Source organism: Spiractinospora alimapuensis, assembly GCF_018437505.1.
Lineage (GTDB): Bacteria > Actinomycetota > Actinomycetes > Streptosporangiales > Streptosporangiaceae > Spiractinospora > Spiractinospora alimapuensis.
Genome location: NZ_CP072467.1, coordinates 777,767 through 793,121 on the forward strand (window position 1 = coordinate 777,767; position 15,355 = coordinate 793,121).

Genomic DNA, 15,355 nt, shown 5'->3' on the forward strand with positions numbered 1-15,355 from the left:
ATGATCCCCGCCACTGGGCAGTACCCGCGTCGGGTCACCGTGCACGTCCTCTCCGCGGACGGCCGGCCCCCCGTCGGTCGACGCGTCGAGTTCACCGACGACCTGGTGGCCGTCGCCCGGGAGCTCGCACCGGGGGTGGGCTTGCGTCCCCACGCGGTGCGCACCGAGCTCGCCGTGCTGCACGGCGGGGACGTCCGCATGCACATCGACCGCGTGATCTTCGCACCCGCCACGTCGTCCGGCGCGGACGACGTGGCGTCCTCGCTGGCGTCGGACGCGTTCCTTCCCGCGGCCGCCGACCTGGAAGAGGACGACGTGGTGCCGACCGGGCACGTCCTGCGTCGCTTCGCCGCCTACGGTCTCGTCACCGACCCCGCCGGTCGTGTCCTCCTGAGCAGGATCGCACCGGGGTTCCCCGGGGCCGGCACCTGGCACCTGCCCGGCGGAGGCACCGACCACGGCGAGGCACCCCAGGACGCGCTCCACCGGGAGATACGCGAGGAGACGGGGCAGGACGCCGTCGTCACCTCCGTGCTCAGCGTGCGGCACCACCACGCGGTCGGCCAGATCGGACCCGAAGGGGTCGACACAGAGATCTCCGCGGTGTGGGTCGTTCTTCGCGCCCACGTGGCGCGGCCGACGACCGCACGGGTGCTGGAGGTGAACGGCTCCACTGAGCGCTCCGCCTGGTTCACCGCCGAGGAGATCCCCACCCTGGAGCTGTCGCTCACGGCCACGACCGTGCTGGGCGACGTCCCGGAAACCTGAGGGCCTCCCTCCCGGGCGTCACCGCGACGGTGGCAGGCGGCGCGCGACGGCGAGAAGTTCGGCGTGGTCCACTCGCTGGGCCCAGAAGCCCTCCAACGCCGCCTTGAGTTCCCGGTCGGGTCCCACACGGGGATATCCGAGGACGGTGGGGCCGATGCGCTGTGGTGCGTTCAACTGCTCTCTCCTCGCGAGCTCGTCCGACGGGAAACGGCCGAGGGGGCGCTGCGGACCCGTGTGTTCGGTCGTGCCCACCCGCGAGGCTCGGACTCAAGCGGGCACCGGGTGGTGACCGCTTGCCACGGGCAGGTCTTCGGACTCGTGGGCGGGGGCGTGACGCCCGTTCCTACCGGCTGCCGCTTCCCAGGCCCAAAGACCCAGTGCCATACGGCCGCCTAAAACGTGTTGTTTGCAGGCTTTCGGGTGAGGGAGCGGTCGTCGCCCCTACGGGGGCGGCTGCGCGATGATGCCCTGAGTGGAGCCCGGGCTTCGGCTCGCACGACGATCCGTGACGGGCATCCTGGTTGGCCGTCCGAAAGGATCGCCGCGGCCAACGCCGTCCTGGCGGTCACGAATCCCCAGCACCCCCAACAGCGCATCAACAAGGCACAGCGGTTCAAAGAACACGACCTGGTGAGGTGACGGCCTTCGTTCCCACTTTCCGCTGCGGGGCGGTCCCGGACTCACACGGACCGTCTCCGCGGACGTCGGGGTCGCCCTCCGCACCGGGCGGCCGGCGGGCGCGACGTTCCCGACGAGGCCCGACGTCCACCGGACCGCGCACGTGGGTGCGCGCCTCATCCCGCGAGCGGCTGGTGGAACTGCACCATGTTGCCGGCCGGATCCCGGAAGGCGCACTCGCGCACCCCGTAGGGTCGGTCCACCGGCTCCTGCAGCACCTCGCCGCCGCCGGCACGGACCTGGTCGAAGACGGCGTCACAGTCGTCGGTACCGAAGATCGCGCCACGCAGCAGGCCGCGTGCCATCAGGTCCCTCACCGTCCGCCGGTCCGCCTCGGCGGCGTTGGGGTCCGCCAGTGGGGACTCCAGGACGATGGTGACGTCGGGCTGTTCCGGCGCACCGACCGAGACCCATCGGAACTCGCCGAAACCGACGTCGTTGCGGACCTCCAGGCCCACGGCGTCCCGGTAGAAGGTGAGCGCGCCGTCGTGGTCGTCGACCGTGATGAAGGTTTGGGACAGTGAAATACTCATGCCCCAACGCTAGGCACCAGCGGGGCGAATGGCTTCTCTGTTTCGGACGGGTCGGGTATGGATTCGGGCAACACACGCCGGGACGCCCGCGCCCTCGTCGTGTCGCCGCCCGCGATAGGCGCTCGGGGTCTCCCCCACGAGTTCGGTGAATCGTGAGCTGAACGATCCCAGCGAGGAGCATCCCACGGCGAAGCACACGTCGGTCACCGTCAGGTCCCCCCGGCGGAGGAGGGCCTTGGCGCGCTCCATCCTGCGGGTCATCAGGTAGCTGTAGGGCGTCTCGCCGAAGGCCGCGCGGAAGCTGCGCGAGAAGTGGCCCGGCGACATGAGCGCGACGCGCGCCAGCGCGGGGACGTCGAGTGGCTGGGCGTAGTGGCGGTCCATCACGTCACGTGAGCGGCGCAGCCGCCGGAGGTCCTCCAGGTCGACCAACACCAACACCCCCATCAGCGGTGACTCCCCGCCTCGCCGAGCCGGGGGTAATGATGGTACCCAGGAGGGTCGACCGTGGGCACCAGTCGTCCCGCGCGGGACGACGGCCACCGGGGACGCCCCTCGGTCGACTCACCGCTGCATGGGCACGCGCATCCCGGTCGACTCGCCGATGTCCTGCCACGCCGTCTGGCGCAGTTGGCGTGCCAGGTCGGCCAGCGCGCGCGATACCGCGAGTTCCTCCCCGATCTCCGGGATGTCCATGTCCTCGGGGTGCTTGCGTGCCATGCCGCGCCCGCGCAACTCCGGCAGGTCCGGCGACACCAATCCCACTTCGGCCCACGTGTTGGCGTGGTCGCCCTCGGCCTCCTCGGAGACGAGGATGTCCACGTTCCATCGCTTCTTCGTCTGCACCGCCCTCACCCACTTCTTCCCTCACTGGAGATATTGACTGGTCGCAGGGCCGCCAAACGCCACATATCCCCCGTGACGAGGTCCGCGACACCAGGCGACCCTGCTAACGTCACACCGTGTCCTCGCACTACTTCGACGCCGACCCACACAGCACGAGCCGCCCCGCGGAGGTCAGCCTGCTGCTGGCGGACCGCCGACTCGTGCTCGCGACCGACCGTGGGATGTTCTCTCCCGACCGGGTCGACCCCGGCACCCGCGTCCTGTTGGACAGCGTGCCGCCGCCACCCGCCGAGGGGACCCTGCTGGACCTGGGATGTGGATACGGTCCCATCGCCCTGACCATGGCCGCCCGGGCACCGGGGGCGCGCGTGCTGGGCGTGGACGTCAACGGGCGTGCGGTTGCGCGAGCGCGGGAGAACGCCACGAGGAACCACCTCGACAACGTCGATTTCGTTCAGGTGGACGAGACCGCCGCCCCCGTCGACCCCCAGGCGGCGCCGGGGGTCGACGGCCCGTTCGCCGCACTGTGGTCCAACCCGCCCATCCGGATCGGCAAGGACGCCCTGCGGGCGCTGCTCGCGCTGTGGCTGGACCGGCTCGCCCCCGAGGCCCACGCCCACCTCGTCGCCCACAAGCACCTGGGGGCGGACTCCCTGCAACGGTGGCTGGACGAACGGGGCAACGCCTGCGAACGCCTCACCTCACGCAGCGGGTACCGCGTACTGCGTGTGGCGGCGACGCGGACCCAGCGCGCCTGAGCCCGTGGCGTCTCCCGAGCCCCACGGATTGCCCGCGCTCCGCACCGCACGCGCGCACCGCATGGCCTAGGCTGTAGGCTCCTGACCACGCTGACTCGAAGCTTGAGGACTGGTTGAACAGACGCCAACTGCGCCCCACTGACGTCAAGCGACTGAACCGGGAGTGGCGCAGACGCACCGAGGGCCGGCTGAGCCTGATCGTGGAATCGGTCACCCAGCCCTTCAACCTGGGGTCCATCCTGCGCACCGCCGCGGTCTTCGGCGTGGAATCCCTGTGGCTCACCGGGAACTCCGCCGACCCCGCCCACCCGCAGGTGGGCAAGGTCGCCCTGGGAACCGAACGCAAGATCGCCGTGCGGCGCACCACGAGCGCCGACGCCGTCGCCGAGGCCCGGGACGCCGGCTACGGAGTGGTCGCGGTGGAACTCACCGAGGACGCGACCCCCCTGCACGAGGCCCACCTCGACGGCGACGTCTGTCTCGCCGTCGGCGGCGAGGACCACGGCTGTTCCCCCGCGCTGCTGGGCGCGGTCGACGCCGTCGCGTTCATCCCCCAGATCGGGCGCGTGGGCTCGCTCAACGTGGCCGTCGCCGCGGCGATCGCGATGGCCGAGACCCGCAACCGCGAGTGGCAGCGCGAACCGGCCCAGCGGTGAACCCTTCGGCGACCCACGAGGTGCCCGCGCGGCGGGGCCTCGGCACCCCACCGTCGCCGCTTGGGCGAAGCTTTGACTCCCCGGCCGAATTTCTCCCCCTCCCGCCGGGAACAACTCCGCATCCTCGCTCGTCGTATCTGATGCCCAACCTGTGAGAGGAAGATGGACCCGTCCCGAAGAACCAGCGGCGTCCAGGGGGGACGCCGTGATCCTGACCCTCCTTTACCCCCTCGGGGCCCCGAACCGTTCACCCGGTTCGCCCCCCGGACACGTCGGCCTGAGTCGGTGCGACGCCCATGATCGCAACGCTGGCCATCATGCTCGTCGGCATCATCGTGATCCTGTTGATGATCGCCGCCAACGGCTACTTCGTCGCGCAGGAGTTCGGCTACATGGCCGTGGACCGCTCCCGCCTCAGCGCGCGGGCCGCGGCGGGCCACACCGACGCGCGACGAGCCCTCGACGTCACCCGACGCACCTCGTTCATGCTCTCCGGCGCCCAACTCGGCATCACCGTCACTGGCCTGCTCGTCGGTAATGTCGCCGAGCCACTGGTCGGAGGCGGAATCGGTGAACTTCTCGGACTCGCGGGACTGAACCCCGCGATCGGGATCGCCATCGGAACCGTCGGAACACTGCTCATCGCCACAGCGGTGCAGATGGTGTTCGGGGAGCTCCTTCCGAAGAACCTCGCCATCGCGCGCCCCGAGGCGTTCGCACGACGACTCGCCCTGTCGACCATGATCTACCTGCGCCTGTTCGGGTGGATCATCCGACTGTTCGACGTCGCCGCGGCGGCCTTGTTGCGCATGGTGGGGATCAAGCCACTGGACGACGTGCAGCACGCCGCCACCGCGCGGGACCTGGAGCACATCGTGGCCGAGTCCCGTGCGAGTGGGGACCTTCCGGCCGAGCTGTCCGCGCTGTTGGACCGCACGTTGGAGTTCCACGACCGCACGGCGGCCCACGCCATGGTCCCGCGACCACAGGTGACGACGGTGCAGGCCACCGAACCCGTCAGCCGCGTCGTGGAACTGATGGCGTTGGGGCACTCGCGTTTCCCGGTCCTCGGTGACGACGTGGACGACGTCGTCGGCGTCATCTGTCTGCGCGACATCCTGGAGCTGGGACAGGCGGAACTCGGCAACGTGCGGGTGGGGCAGTTGGCCCGCCGGCCCCTGCTGGTCCCCGACACCCTGCCGCTTCCGGGCGTGCTGGAACAGTTGCGCGACTCCAAGGAGGAGTTCGCGTGTGTCGTCGACGAGTACGGCGGTCTCGCCGGTGTGATCACCACCGAGGACATCGCCGAGGAGCTCGTGGGCGAGATCGCCGACGAACACGACCCCGTCGACGAGGGAACGGTGCGTCAGACGGAGAAGGGAACCTGGTTGTTTCCGGGATCCACCCACATCGACGAGGTGGAGCGGGTCATCGGGCGGGACCTGCCGCCCGGCGACTATGAGACGCTCGGCGGGCTCATCATCAACGAGATGCGGCGCCTGCCCGAACCCGCCGACGAGGTCACCATCGCGCTCCCGGCTGTCGGGGCGGAGGAGGAGGTCAGCTACTCGGCGCTGCTCACGGTTGACTCCGTGGACCGCCACGTTCCGGAGTGGGTTCGCCTCACCCTCACCCAGTCCAGCGGTGACCCCGCCCAGGACGACCAGGAGGTGCGGGCATGAGTGACCTTCATCCGCTGACCGCGCTGGGCCTGTCGGTGCTGTTCATCGTGTTGAGCGCGTTCTTCGTCGCGATCGAGTTCGCGCTCGTCGCGGCGCGGCGCTACCGGCTGGAGGACGCGGCGCACACCAGCAGCGCGGCCCGGGCCGCGCTGCGCAGTTCCCGGGACATCTCCATGCTGCTCGCGGGGTCCCAGCTCGGGATCACGCTGTGCACGCTGGCCCTGGGCGCGATCACCAAGCCGGCGGTCCACCGCCTGTTGGAGCCGTTGTTCACGTGGCTCCCCTCGGCCGTCAGCTACACGGTGTCGTTCGTGCTCTCGTTGATCGTGGTCACGTTCCTGCACCTGGTGGTCGGTGAGATGGCGCCGAAGTCCTGGGCCATCTCGCATCCGGAACGCTCGGCGATCATGCTGGCACTGCCGATGCGGGCGTTCATGTGGTTCACCCGGCCCGCTCTGGCCACGTTGAACGGGATGGCCAACGCGCTGGTGCGTCGGTTCGGGGTCACCCCCGTCGACGAGGTCGGCCAGGGACGCAATCCGGAGGACCTGCGTCAGCTCGTGGATCACTCCGCGAGCGCCGGCACCCTCGACGAGGAGCGTCGGGACCAGTTGGCCACCGCGTTGGAGGTCAACTCCCGTCCGCTGCGGGAGGTGGTGACCCCCAAGGAGGAGCTCGCGGCGGTGGCACCGGACGCGAGCGTGCCGACCATGGTGGACGTGGCGCGCACGACCGGTCACCTGCGGCTCGTGGTGCGGGACGCGGAGACACCCGTGGGCGTCCTGCACGTTCGCGACGCCTTGGGCAGTGACCCGCGGACGACCGCCGCGGAGTTGATGCGCCCGGCGCTCACCCTGGACGCCGCGACCCCGATCTACACCGCGCTGAGCCTGATGCGGGAGAGCCGGGGGCACCTGGCGCTCGTGGAGTCACACGGTGAGCTCGTGGGGCTGGTGACCCTGCAGGACCTCATCGAGGAACTGCTGGTGGCGGCGGACTAACCCGCCGCCACTCCGACCTGCTGTTCCGGTGTCCTCATCGGCGCAGCAGGTCACGCACGTTCACGATCAGCAGCACCGCGGCGGTGATCCCGACGGGGACGAGGATGGCGATCTGCGGGTTGATGATGAACGCCGCCACGATCGCGGAGATCACCCCCACCACCGCCACCACGACCATCAGCCCGACCATGAAGGACCGGAACCGGCCCCGGGCGATCGCGTCGACGGCCGCGAACAGCAGGACGACGCCCGCCGCCGCCAGTAGCCGTTGCGACCACGGCATCGAGAAGACGAACACCGACGCCAGGGCGACCAGCAGCAGTGTCGTGCTCAACGCCGCCCACACGTGCAGGAACCGGGTCGGCCGCTGCTCGCCGGTGGCGTAGGGGCGGTGCGGGGACCGCAGGTGTTGCCGCAGGTCCTCGGCGAGGCTGTCGCCGCGCTCCAGGGCGGCGCGCAGGCTGCTGGCCTCCTGGCTCGCGAGCCCCCGCTCGCGGTAGGCGCGGGCGAGCTCCGACTCGTCGGCGTCGATCCGCTCGTCGTGGCTCTTGGCACGCAGCCGGGTGTGGGCGTTGCGGCGCAGGACGGTCGCGGCGACCGAGAGGCGCCGGACCTCCTCCCTCTTGGCGTCGATCTCCTGGTCGAGTTCCCCGATCCGCCCGTCCAGGTCGCTGAGGTGTGCTTCCAGGTATCCGCGCGCCGCGTCGGAGCCCGGGGGAACCTTGTGCAGCCCGACCCAGGACAGCGGGTCGATCCAGGAACGCCGCACCGTGCCGTCGCGCTCGTAGCGGGGCCCGCTGGGCGCACGCTCCCCTTCGAACCAGTCCCGGGTGTCCCGCCCCCACAGACCGCGGTAACCGACGACCCAACTGAGCTGGTCGTCGATGACGACGCGCTCCCACTCCTGCCCCGTACCGGGGCCGATGCGCACGCCGTCGCCCCGCGCGTAGTCCACGAACGGGATCCCGATCCCGTGCAGGACCGAGGCGCTGGACGTGGGCAGCATCCGCTCGACCATCCGCCGCCAGGCACGGACCACGCCGCTGAGGAAGGCGGGGTCGACCTGGATGAGGTAGTCGCCGGGCTCGAGCTGGTTGGAGTGGGACCCGGCTCCGGGGTAGAGGACGGGGTGGTCGCCTTCGCGGCGCAGGTCCGGGTCGTTCCAGCTTCGGCGCAGGTCATCGCCGGTGTACTCGTGGGAGGAGGCGCCGACCCAGACGGGTTCGGCCGGGCCGTCGCCGTGGTCCAGGAGATAGACCACGACCTTCTCCCAGTCCGCCTCGTGGTCGTTGACCCCGCCGAAGGTGGAGCGCCAGTCGTTCATGACGTAGAAGAACCAGTACTGCAGCGCGATGTAGCCGCCGTCCCGGGTGACCCGCCCGTAGTAGGTGGAGCGCTCGGTCGCCAGGCGTTCCCGGTAGCGGGTGGCGGCGGCCGCGGCGACTCCGCCGGGGACGGCGCCGCGAATGAGCAGCGAGAGGCGCATCAGTACGTCGACGATGCGGCCGAGGACACCGACCGCGGCCAGTCGTCCACTGCGGGGAATGACCGGGCGGGAGGTCTTGCGGAACCGTCGTGCCTCCTCGGCGAGGGAGTCCTCCTGCACGAAACGCAGGTGGAGGTCGTGGCCGGGCCACTCCCGTTCCGCGGCGGCGAGCCGCTCCACGGTGAGTTCGCCGGCCGGCACTACTTCCTCCTCCGGGGTGCCCGGCTTACTCTTCCACAGGCTGCACGCCGCGACGTAGGAGTCGATGTCGGTGGGGAAGAACAGCTCGCCCTTGGTGTAGGAGAGGACGGGTTCGTAGGCGCGGAGGAGTTCGAGGTCGGTTCGTGTATCCATGACTCCTTCCGACACTAGTTGATGGACGTCGGGAGCTCCGACACGCGCGGCGTTGCGGGCCTCCGACCGTCCGGTGGCCTCCCCCACACTCCGGGTGGGTCGATCCCCAGGCGTGCCCCGCCTCGAGTCGGGGCGCTGGTTCCCCGTGCTGCGACGCTCCACGCGCGAAGAAGTGCAGAAATTTTCTTGAGCGCAGGATGCTGTTTCTTTCCCCCTGCGAGCCCACCAGCATGGGCACCGTGGGCACCATAGGTTGTAGTGGCAAGGGGCGAGCGCGTCGACCGGGAGGAAAGATTATGCAAAATTCGTCGACTATCAAGATTGAGCCGCACACGCACGATGTGCCACGCTTCCGGTACCTCCGCGCGGCCGAGATCGACGAGCTGGAGGAGCTGTGGCGCGCCCTGCACCGCCACCACGTGAGCGTGACCACGCATTTGGAGAACATGATCGCCCCCGTGGACGAGATGGAGTCCTGGCGCCGGCGCCGCGCCCGCTACGTGGAGTGGTTGTCCGCCCCCGGCACGATGGCGATCCTCGCGGAGCGCGACGGTGAGGGCGTTGGCTACGCGATGGTGACCATCCGCCCGGAGGCCAACGGTTCGTGGCGTCGTGGCGAACGGGTGGCCGTGGTGCAGACCCTCTCCGTGGCACCCGAACACCAGAACACGGGAGTCGGCTCAGCACTGTTGGAGGAGGTCCGGCGGCAGCTCGCCGACGAGGGCATCACCGACGTGGAGCTGGCCGCGGTCCTGGGCAACAGTGACGCGATGCGCTTCTACGAACAGCACGGGTTCCAGCCGCTCAGCACCACCATGGTGTCGCGACTGAGCGCGATGGCCGGGCCGGGCGACTGATCCGGCGACGTTCCTCCGATGACGCGGGGCGACCCGCCGACGAACGGGGACGTCCGGTCGCGCGTTGACCGCTAGGCTCGCCTGCATGGCCGGTTCGGACGTGAGTAGCTGCAACTTCCCCGGGTGTGACCGCCCCGTGCCACGGGCCAGCACCCCGGGTCGCCCCCCGGAGTACTGCGACCTACCGGACCACACGCGGTGGCGCGCGTGGAAGGAACGACAGCGTGCCGCGGCCACGGTCGAGACCGCGGCACAGGAGAGCGCTGTGGCCTCGGGCACCGAGGACGCCGCCGCGCCTGCCGTGCCTCCCAACAGCGCTCCGGTCACGGCGGCCCGGTTGCGCGCGGAGGACCTCCTCGCCCGGTTCGCCACCCACGGCGAGCAGCTCACCGAGACGCTCGCCGAGGCGACGCGGGCGTTCCGGGACATGACCGATCCCGGCGCGGTGGAGGCCCAGGTGGAGTCCGCACGGATCGCCGCCGCACGGGCGACGGCGGAGGCCGAGCAGCGTCGCCTGGAGGCGGAACAGCGCACCCGGACCGCCGAGGCACGAGCCCGGGACGCCGAGGAGGCGTCCGCCCAGGCCGTGGCCGCCGCGGGGGCCGCGGAGCGGATGGCGGACCAGGCGTTCCTGGCCCGGGACGAGGCGCTGCGCGAGGCGACGGAGGCCGCCGCTCTCGCCGACGAGGCGCGGCAGCGGGCCACGGAGGCCGAACGGGAACGGGACCTGGCCGTCGAGGAGCACCGCCGCGCGGAGACCGAACGCGACGCCGCCGTACAACAGGGGCGTCGCGACGTCGAGGCGGCGCACCGGCGCGGCCAGGAGGAACTGACGGCGCAGCGGGAACGCCATCGGGCCGAGCTGGACCAGGTCCGCACCGAGCACACGTCGGCTCTGGAGGCCGAACGCGCCACCACCGTGGCGGCCGGCGAGGAGCGCGACCGGGAGGCGGGGCTGCGCCACCAGGCCGAACAGGCGGCGGAGGCCGCACGGGAGCTGACCCAGCAGGTGCGGGCCGAACGCGACCGGTTGGCCGAACAGTTGGAGCGGGAGCGCGGCGCGGCCGAGGCCGAACGCCAGCGTCTGACCGAGCAGCTCGAGAGCCAACGCCGCGACCACGCCGAGGCCCGGGAGAACGCCCAGGAACGGATCGCCGCCCTGGACCAACTCAAGGACCAGGCCCTCGAACGCGCGGCCCGGGCGGAAGCCCAACTGGACGCCGCACTCGCCTCGGCGACCACTCCCCCGGCCTCCGCCGAGTCACCGCGCTGAGCCAGAGGCCCACGGCCCTCCACCGGCCAGCGGCGACTCGTCCCGTTCTGTCCGCGGCGCGTGGTTCCATGGAGCTATGACCGTCGGTGTGGATGACCTGCTTCGCCTCGTGGACGCCCTGCCGTCCGTCCGGCGTGCCGAGGCGCGGGACTGGACCTCCTTCAAGGTGGAGGGCAAGGGCTTCGGGTACCTCTGGGAGCGGACCCGGACCGTGGGGCTCAAGCAGACGATCGCCGAGCAGCAGGCCCTCGTGGCCGAGCGGCCGGAGGTGTTCGAGGTGCAGTTCACCGCCGGAGGCTTCGGCTGGGTCGTGGTCCAGTTGGACCTGATCGACACCGAGGAGCTGGCCGAGCTTCTCACCGAGGCCTGGCTCCTCTCGGCTCCCCAGGAGCTGCGCGAAACCCACGAGTCCGAGCTACTCGCGCCCGGAGGTCTGCTGAACAGGACGTGAGCGTGGGCCGTGCGAACGGTCAGTGGCCTCCGCCGACCCGCACGGTCGCGTCGCTCTGTGTCGCGGTCTCCGTCTCCGTCGCCGCACCCCGGCGCGGTACGTTGAGCGCGGCGACCACGGCGAGCAGGCCCACCACTCCGGCGGCCACGAAGGCGGCGCGCAGTCCCTCGGCGTCCGGGGTTCCGGCGTAGGAGTCGGTGGCCAGGGCCGCGACGGAGACCAGGAGGGCGATGCCCAGGGCTCCGGCGACCTGTTGCAGGGTGGCCAGGATGGCGCTGCCGTGTGAGTAGAGGTGGTTGGGCAGCGCGCTGAGTGAGTCGGTCATCAGCGGCGACATCATCAGCCCGAGGCCGGCCGAGAGCAGCAGGTGGATGGCGACCACCGCGCCGAGCGATGAATCCTGTCCCAGAAGGGCGAAGAGCCACATGGCCACCGCCATGGCCACGGCGCCCGGAATCACCAGGGGGCGGGCGCCCAGGCGGTCGTACAGTGCGCCGACCGGTCGGCCCAACAGTCCCAGGAGCAATCCACCGGGCAACACGGCGAGCCCGGTGACGAGGCTGCTCTCCTCGAGCACGATCCGCAGGTACAGCGGGAGGAGGATCGCGGCGGCGCCCAACAGGCACATGAACATCAGGGCGACCAGCACGACACCGATCGTGAAGCGGCGCCGCAGCAGGGGCCGCAGGTCGAGCAGCGCGCGGTCCTCTCGCTGGAGGCGCAACTGCCGCCACACGAACAGCACCACCGCGACGGTTCCGGCCGCCAGGGGCAGCCAGGGGGACACGGCGGTCTCTCCACCCTCCTCGCCGAAGGCGGAGAGACCGTAGAGCAACCCACCGAACCCCACCGCCGACAGCAGCACCGAGACCACGTCCAGCGGAACCGAGCGCGTCTCACTGTCCAGGCGCAGCCACACCGCTCCGATGACCAGTGCAGCCAACGCCAGGGGCAGGACGGAGAAGAACATCCATCGCCACCCCAGGGTGGACAGCAGGGCACCGCCGACGGTCGGCCCGATCGCCGGGGCGACGGCGATGACGATCGTGATCGTCCCCATCGTCGCTCCGCGCCGCGCGACCGGCACCAATCGCATCACCGAGGTCATCAGCAGGGGGATCATCACGGCGGTGCCGCAGGCCTGGATCACCCGCCCGAGGAGCAGCGCCGCGAATCCGGGCGCGAGGCCACAGATCAGTGTGCCCAGGGAGAACAGGGTCAAGGAGGCCAGGAAGATCTGGAGCGGGGAGTACCGCTCCAGCAAGAACCCCGTGGTCGGGATGACCACGGCCATGGTCAGGAGGAATCCACTGGTCAGCCATTGCACGGTGTTGGTCGAGACCTGGAGTTCGATGCTGAGGTCGCGCAGTCCGACGCTGAGGATCGTCTCGTTCAGGATCATCACGAAGGCCGAGATGACGAGGACCCCGATCAGCAGGCCCACCCGAGGTGGAACGGATCGATCCTGTTCCACGGAGCCGGGCTGGGTTTCGGACATAGGTGATACCTCACGCGTTGGCTGGTTGGAGAAGAGTGTGGGCGACCGGGAGGGTCGCCCCGATCAGCCTACTGAGGCGCGTGGCGCACATCAGGTGGTTTTCTCGGCCGCCCAGGGCTCTCGACGCTCGGCACGGTTTCGCGGTCGTGCGCTGTTTTCCCATGTCAGTTCATGTTCTCGCGCCAGCGTGGTCTGACCTGAGGCGGCGAGGGCGTTCCCGGGTGTGTCCGAGCCCACCACGCGCGGGTGGCGGTCGGACACAGGGACGGTCACGACACCTGACCGGGTGTGGGAACCAGACCCATGTAGGCGCCGACGACCGCGGCCCGGGTGCGCGACGACGTGCCGAGCTTCCGGTAGACACTCTCCAGGTGGGTGGCGACCGTCCGTACGGCGATGCCGAGATGTGCGGCGATCTCGCGGTTGGACCGTCCGCTCATCACGGCGGCCAGCACCTCGGTCTCCCGCGCGGTGAGTTGCCCCGCGCGTTCTCCGTCCCAGAAGAGCGCGTCCCACGGCACGAGGCTTTCCAGGAGCTGGCCGACGACCCGGATGATGTGCCGGACCGTCTGCTTGTGTGGGTCGGTGGCGAAGCTGAGGTGCAGCACCCCGCGCGGGGCTCCGCGGGGATCTCCCAGGCCGACGCTCGTTCCGTCCCGGTAGCCGTTGCGGACCAGGACGCGGCCGAACAGGGTGCGCGGCATGCCGGGGAAGTCCTCCCAGAACCGCGCCCGGTTCGTGGGCCGGCCCAGGACGCTGCTGGTGAGGGGAAAAGTGCGGACGAAGTCGGCGCTGAGGTCGTCGAGGACCTCCCTCGGGTAGCCGGAGCTGGAGAGCACCCGGTGCCGGGCCTCCGCGGCGTGGGCGTAGGTGATCGCGACCGCGGAGGCGGAGAGTTCCGTACGGCAGGTGCGCACGATGGGGTCGATGGTCGCCCGCGTGACCGTCACCGGAAACCCGTCGCCAGCGCCCATCGACACCGTGTCACGTGTGTGCCCGGCGCGGTGAGGGTCTGGTCCTCACCCACGTGTCGTCAGGGTGACGGGGGCAGGTCGGGGCGATGGTGGGCCCAGGGTCGCGCCTCCTCGACGGCGGCCGCCGCGCGCAGGACCGCAGCGTCCTCCCAGTGCTTGGCAGCGATCTGGAATCCAACTGGACGACCATCCTCGGTGAATCCCGCCGGTACTGAGATGGCTGGATTATTGAGCATGTTGAACGGATAGGTCAACAGCCAGTCGAGGATCTGCTCGCGGACGCTGGTGCCCTCCAACCAGTCCGGGGCGAACCGCTCCAGTGGGAATGTCGCGCTCGCCAGGGTGGGTGAGACCAGAAGGTCGACATCGGCCATGAACCGGTTCCACTCGCTCCACATGGCCGCGCGCACGGTGTAGGCCCGGCCGACGTCCGCGATCCGGAGCTGGTCGCCTTCCTCGACGACCGCCACCAGGTTGTCGTCGAGGTGCTCCCGGTTGTTCGCGATGTCCAGGGTGGACCGTTGCGCGCTGTACATGGGGACCCAGATGTTGTGCCACATCGCGACGGAGGTGCCGCTCCACCGGGGTGAGGCCTCGACGACGTGGGCGCCCTGGCTTTCCAGCGCCTCGAGGACCTCGTGGCAGACCTGGAGTACGTCCGGGGCGACGTGACACCCCAGGCCCATGTCCGGCGACCAGGCGATCCGCAGGCCCTCGATCCCCCCACGCATCGCCTCGCGGTAGGAGTCGACAATGCGGGGCGCGGAGGGAGTGGTGGCCGGGCTGTGGCCCGCCACCACGTCGAGCATGAGGGCGTTGTCGGCCACGGTGCGGGTGATGGGTCCGTGGTAGGCCCAGTCGAGGAACGGCACGGGGTGCGGGATGACGCCGGTGGTGGGCTTGAGTCCCACCACCCCGCACATCGCGGCGGGGATCCGGACCGAACCGGCCCCGTCGCTGCCCTCGGCCAGCGGGCCGAGCCCGGAGGCGACGGCCGCCGCCGCCCCACCACTGGAGCCGCCGGCGGTGTGGCCGTGCTTCCACGGGTTGTGGGTGGGGCCGAACAGGTGGTTGTCGGTGCCGCCGTAGTACCCGAATTCTGGTGTGTTGGTCTTCCCGAGGAAGAGCCCGCCGGCTTCCCGCAGCCGGCGGACGATCACCGCGTCGTTCTCCGCCAAGGCGTCGCGTTGGGAGCGAAGCCCGTTGGTGGTGGGCAGGCCGGCGACGTTCGTCATGTCCTTGATCGTGAACGGGACTCCGTGTAGGGGGCGCGCCGCGGCGTTTCCCGGGGGGGTATTGGTCCATGCCCTCGGCGTCGCGGAGGACCTGTTCCGGATCGAAGTGGACAATGGCGTTGAGGTGGGGGTTGACGCGTTCGATCCGGTCCACGAAGGCCGTGGCGACGTCACGGACGCTCAGTTCTCCCGAGGCGACGTCGGTGGCGATGTCAGAGGCCGACTTCCAGGCGAGTTCGTCGTTGGACTGGGGGGCCGCCATACGAAGACTCCTTTACTCAGGCCGTTCACCAGCGGTGATCGTG

At 70.4% G+C, this 15,355-nt stretch carries 16 protein-coding genes; 8 read left to right on the forward strand and 8 right to left on the reverse strand.

Annotated elements, in window-relative coordinates; all coding sequences use genetic code 11:
* Entirely contained in the window at positions 1-768 is a 768-nt protein-coding gene (locus J4H86_RS03635) for an NUDIX hydrolase (RefSeq protein WP_236542054.1), read from the forward strand.
* Between the two features lie 18 nt (positions 769-786).
* Here J4H86_RS03635 and J4H86_RS03640 read toward each other — a convergent pair whose 3' ends face one another.
* The 4 genes from J4H86_RS03640 to J4H86_RS03655 all read right to left on the reverse strand — a co-directional run bounded on the left by J4H86_RS03640 (position 787) and on the right by J4H86_RS03655 (position 2,825).
* Positions 787-942 carry a hypothetical protein gene (locus J4H86_RS03640; RefSeq protein ID WP_236542056.1) on the reverse strand — a complete coding sequence of 52 codons (156 nt, stop codon included), beginning with the start codon at positions 940-942 and terminating at the stop codon, positions 787-789.
* Between the two features lie 620 nt (positions 943-1,562).
* Positions 1,563-1,979, reverse strand: coding sequence for a VOC family protein (locus J4H86_RS03645; RefSeq protein WP_236542058.1), 417 nt, complete (start codon positions 1,977-1,979; stop codon positions 1,563-1,565).
* Between the two features lie 9 nt (positions 1,980-1,988).
* Positions 1,989-2,426, reverse strand: coding sequence for a helix-turn-helix transcriptional regulator (locus J4H86_RS03650; protein WP_236542060.1), 438 nt, complete (start codon positions 2,424-2,426; stop codon positions 1,989-1,991).
* 117 nt (positions 2,427-2,543) lie between these two features.
* Positions 2,544-2,825, reverse strand: a complete 282-nt coding sequence (locus tag J4H86_RS03655) for a DUF1876 domain-containing protein (RefSeq protein WP_236542062.1) — start codon at positions 2,823-2,825, stop codon at positions 2,544-2,546.
* A 116-nt stretch (positions 2,826-2,941) separates the two neighbouring features.
* Here J4H86_RS03655 and J4H86_RS03660 point away from each other — a divergent pair, with 116 nt between their 5' ends.
* From J4H86_RS03660 to J4H86_RS03675, 4 genes are all read left to right on the forward strand, one after another.
* A complete protein-coding gene (locus J4H86_RS03660; RefSeq protein ID WP_236542063.1) occupies positions 2,942-3,583 on the forward strand; it encodes a class I SAM-dependent methyltransferase in 642 nt (213 codons plus the stop codon).
* A 113-nt stretch (positions 3,584-3,696) separates the two neighbouring features.
* Positions 3,697-4,239 carry a TrmH family RNA methyltransferase gene (locus tag J4H86_RS03665; RefSeq protein ID WP_236542065.1) on the forward strand — a complete coding sequence of 181 codons (543 nt, stop codon included), beginning with the start codon at positions 3,697-3,699 and terminating at the stop codon, positions 4,237-4,239.
* A gap of 296 nt (positions 4,240-4,535) precedes the next feature.
* The gene (locus J4H86_RS03670; protein ID WP_236542067.1) at positions 4,536-5,921 is read left to right on the forward strand and encodes a hemolysin family protein; all 1,386 of its coding nucleotides are present in this window, start codon (positions 4,536-4,538) and stop codon (positions 5,919-5,921) included.
* The gene (locus J4H86_RS03675; RefSeq protein ID WP_236542069.1) at positions 5,918-6,922 is read left to right on the forward strand and encodes a hemolysin family protein; all 1,005 of its coding nucleotides are present in this window, start codon (positions 5,918-5,920) and stop codon (positions 6,920-6,922) included. The genes J4H86_RS03670 and J4H86_RS03675 overlap by 4 nt, the downstream gene beginning before the upstream one ends.
* 34 nt (positions 6,923-6,956) lie before the next feature.
* Here J4H86_RS03675 and J4H86_RS03680 read toward each other — a convergent pair whose 3' ends face one another.
* Positions 6,957-8,762: an NPP1 family protein gene (locus tag J4H86_RS03680; protein ID WP_236542071.1), complete on the reverse strand. Its 1,806-nt coding sequence runs from the start codon at positions 8,760-8,762 to the stop codon at positions 6,957-6,959.
* Positions 8,763-9,058: 296 nt separating this feature from the next.
* Here J4H86_RS03680 and J4H86_RS03685 point away from each other — a divergent pair, with 296 nt between their 5' ends.
* From J4H86_RS03685 to J4H86_RS03695, 3 genes are all read left to right on the forward strand, one after another.
* The gene (locus J4H86_RS03685; protein ID WP_394356438.1) at positions 9,059-9,619 is read left to right on the forward strand and encodes a GNAT family N-acetyltransferase; all 561 of its coding nucleotides are present in this window, start codon (positions 9,059-9,061) and stop codon (positions 9,617-9,619) included.
* An 85-nt stretch (positions 9,620-9,704) separates the two neighbouring features.
* A complete protein-coding gene (locus J4H86_RS03690; protein WP_236542074.1) occupies positions 9,705-10,892 on the forward strand; it encodes a coiled-coil domain-containing protein in 1,188 nt (395 codons plus the stop codon).
* 76 nt (positions 10,893-10,968) lie between these two features.
* On the forward strand, positions 10,969-11,343 hold the full coding sequence (locus J4H86_RS03695; RefSeq protein WP_236542076.1) for an MmcQ/YjbR family DNA-binding protein: 375 nt from the start codon (positions 10,969-10,971) through the stop codon (positions 11,341-11,343).
* Positions 11,344-11,362: 19 nt separating this feature from the next.
* Here the strand turns inward: J4H86_RS03695 and J4H86_RS03700 are convergent, their stop codons facing one another.
* The 3 genes from J4H86_RS03700 to J4H86_RS03710 all read right to left on the reverse strand — a co-directional run bounded on the left by J4H86_RS03700 (position 11,363) and on the right by J4H86_RS03710 (position 15,224).
* Positions 11,363-12,841, reverse strand: coding sequence for a DHA2 family efflux MFS transporter permease subunit (locus J4H86_RS03700; protein ID WP_236542077.1), 1,479 nt, complete (start codon positions 12,839-12,841; stop codon positions 11,363-11,365).
* 269 nt (positions 12,842-13,110) lie between these two features.
* Complete coding sequence (locus tag J4H86_RS03705; protein WP_236542079.1) at positions 13,111-13,815, reverse strand: helix-turn-helix transcriptional regulator; 705 nt, start codon at positions 13,813-13,815, stop codon at positions 13,111-13,113.
* A 59-nt stretch (positions 13,816-13,874) separates the two neighbouring features.
* Entirely contained in the window at positions 13,875-15,224 is a 1,350-nt protein-coding gene (locus J4H86_RS03710) for an amidase (protein ID WP_269134525.1), read from the reverse strand.
* Between the last annotated feature and the right edge of the window lie 131 nt (positions 15,225-15,355).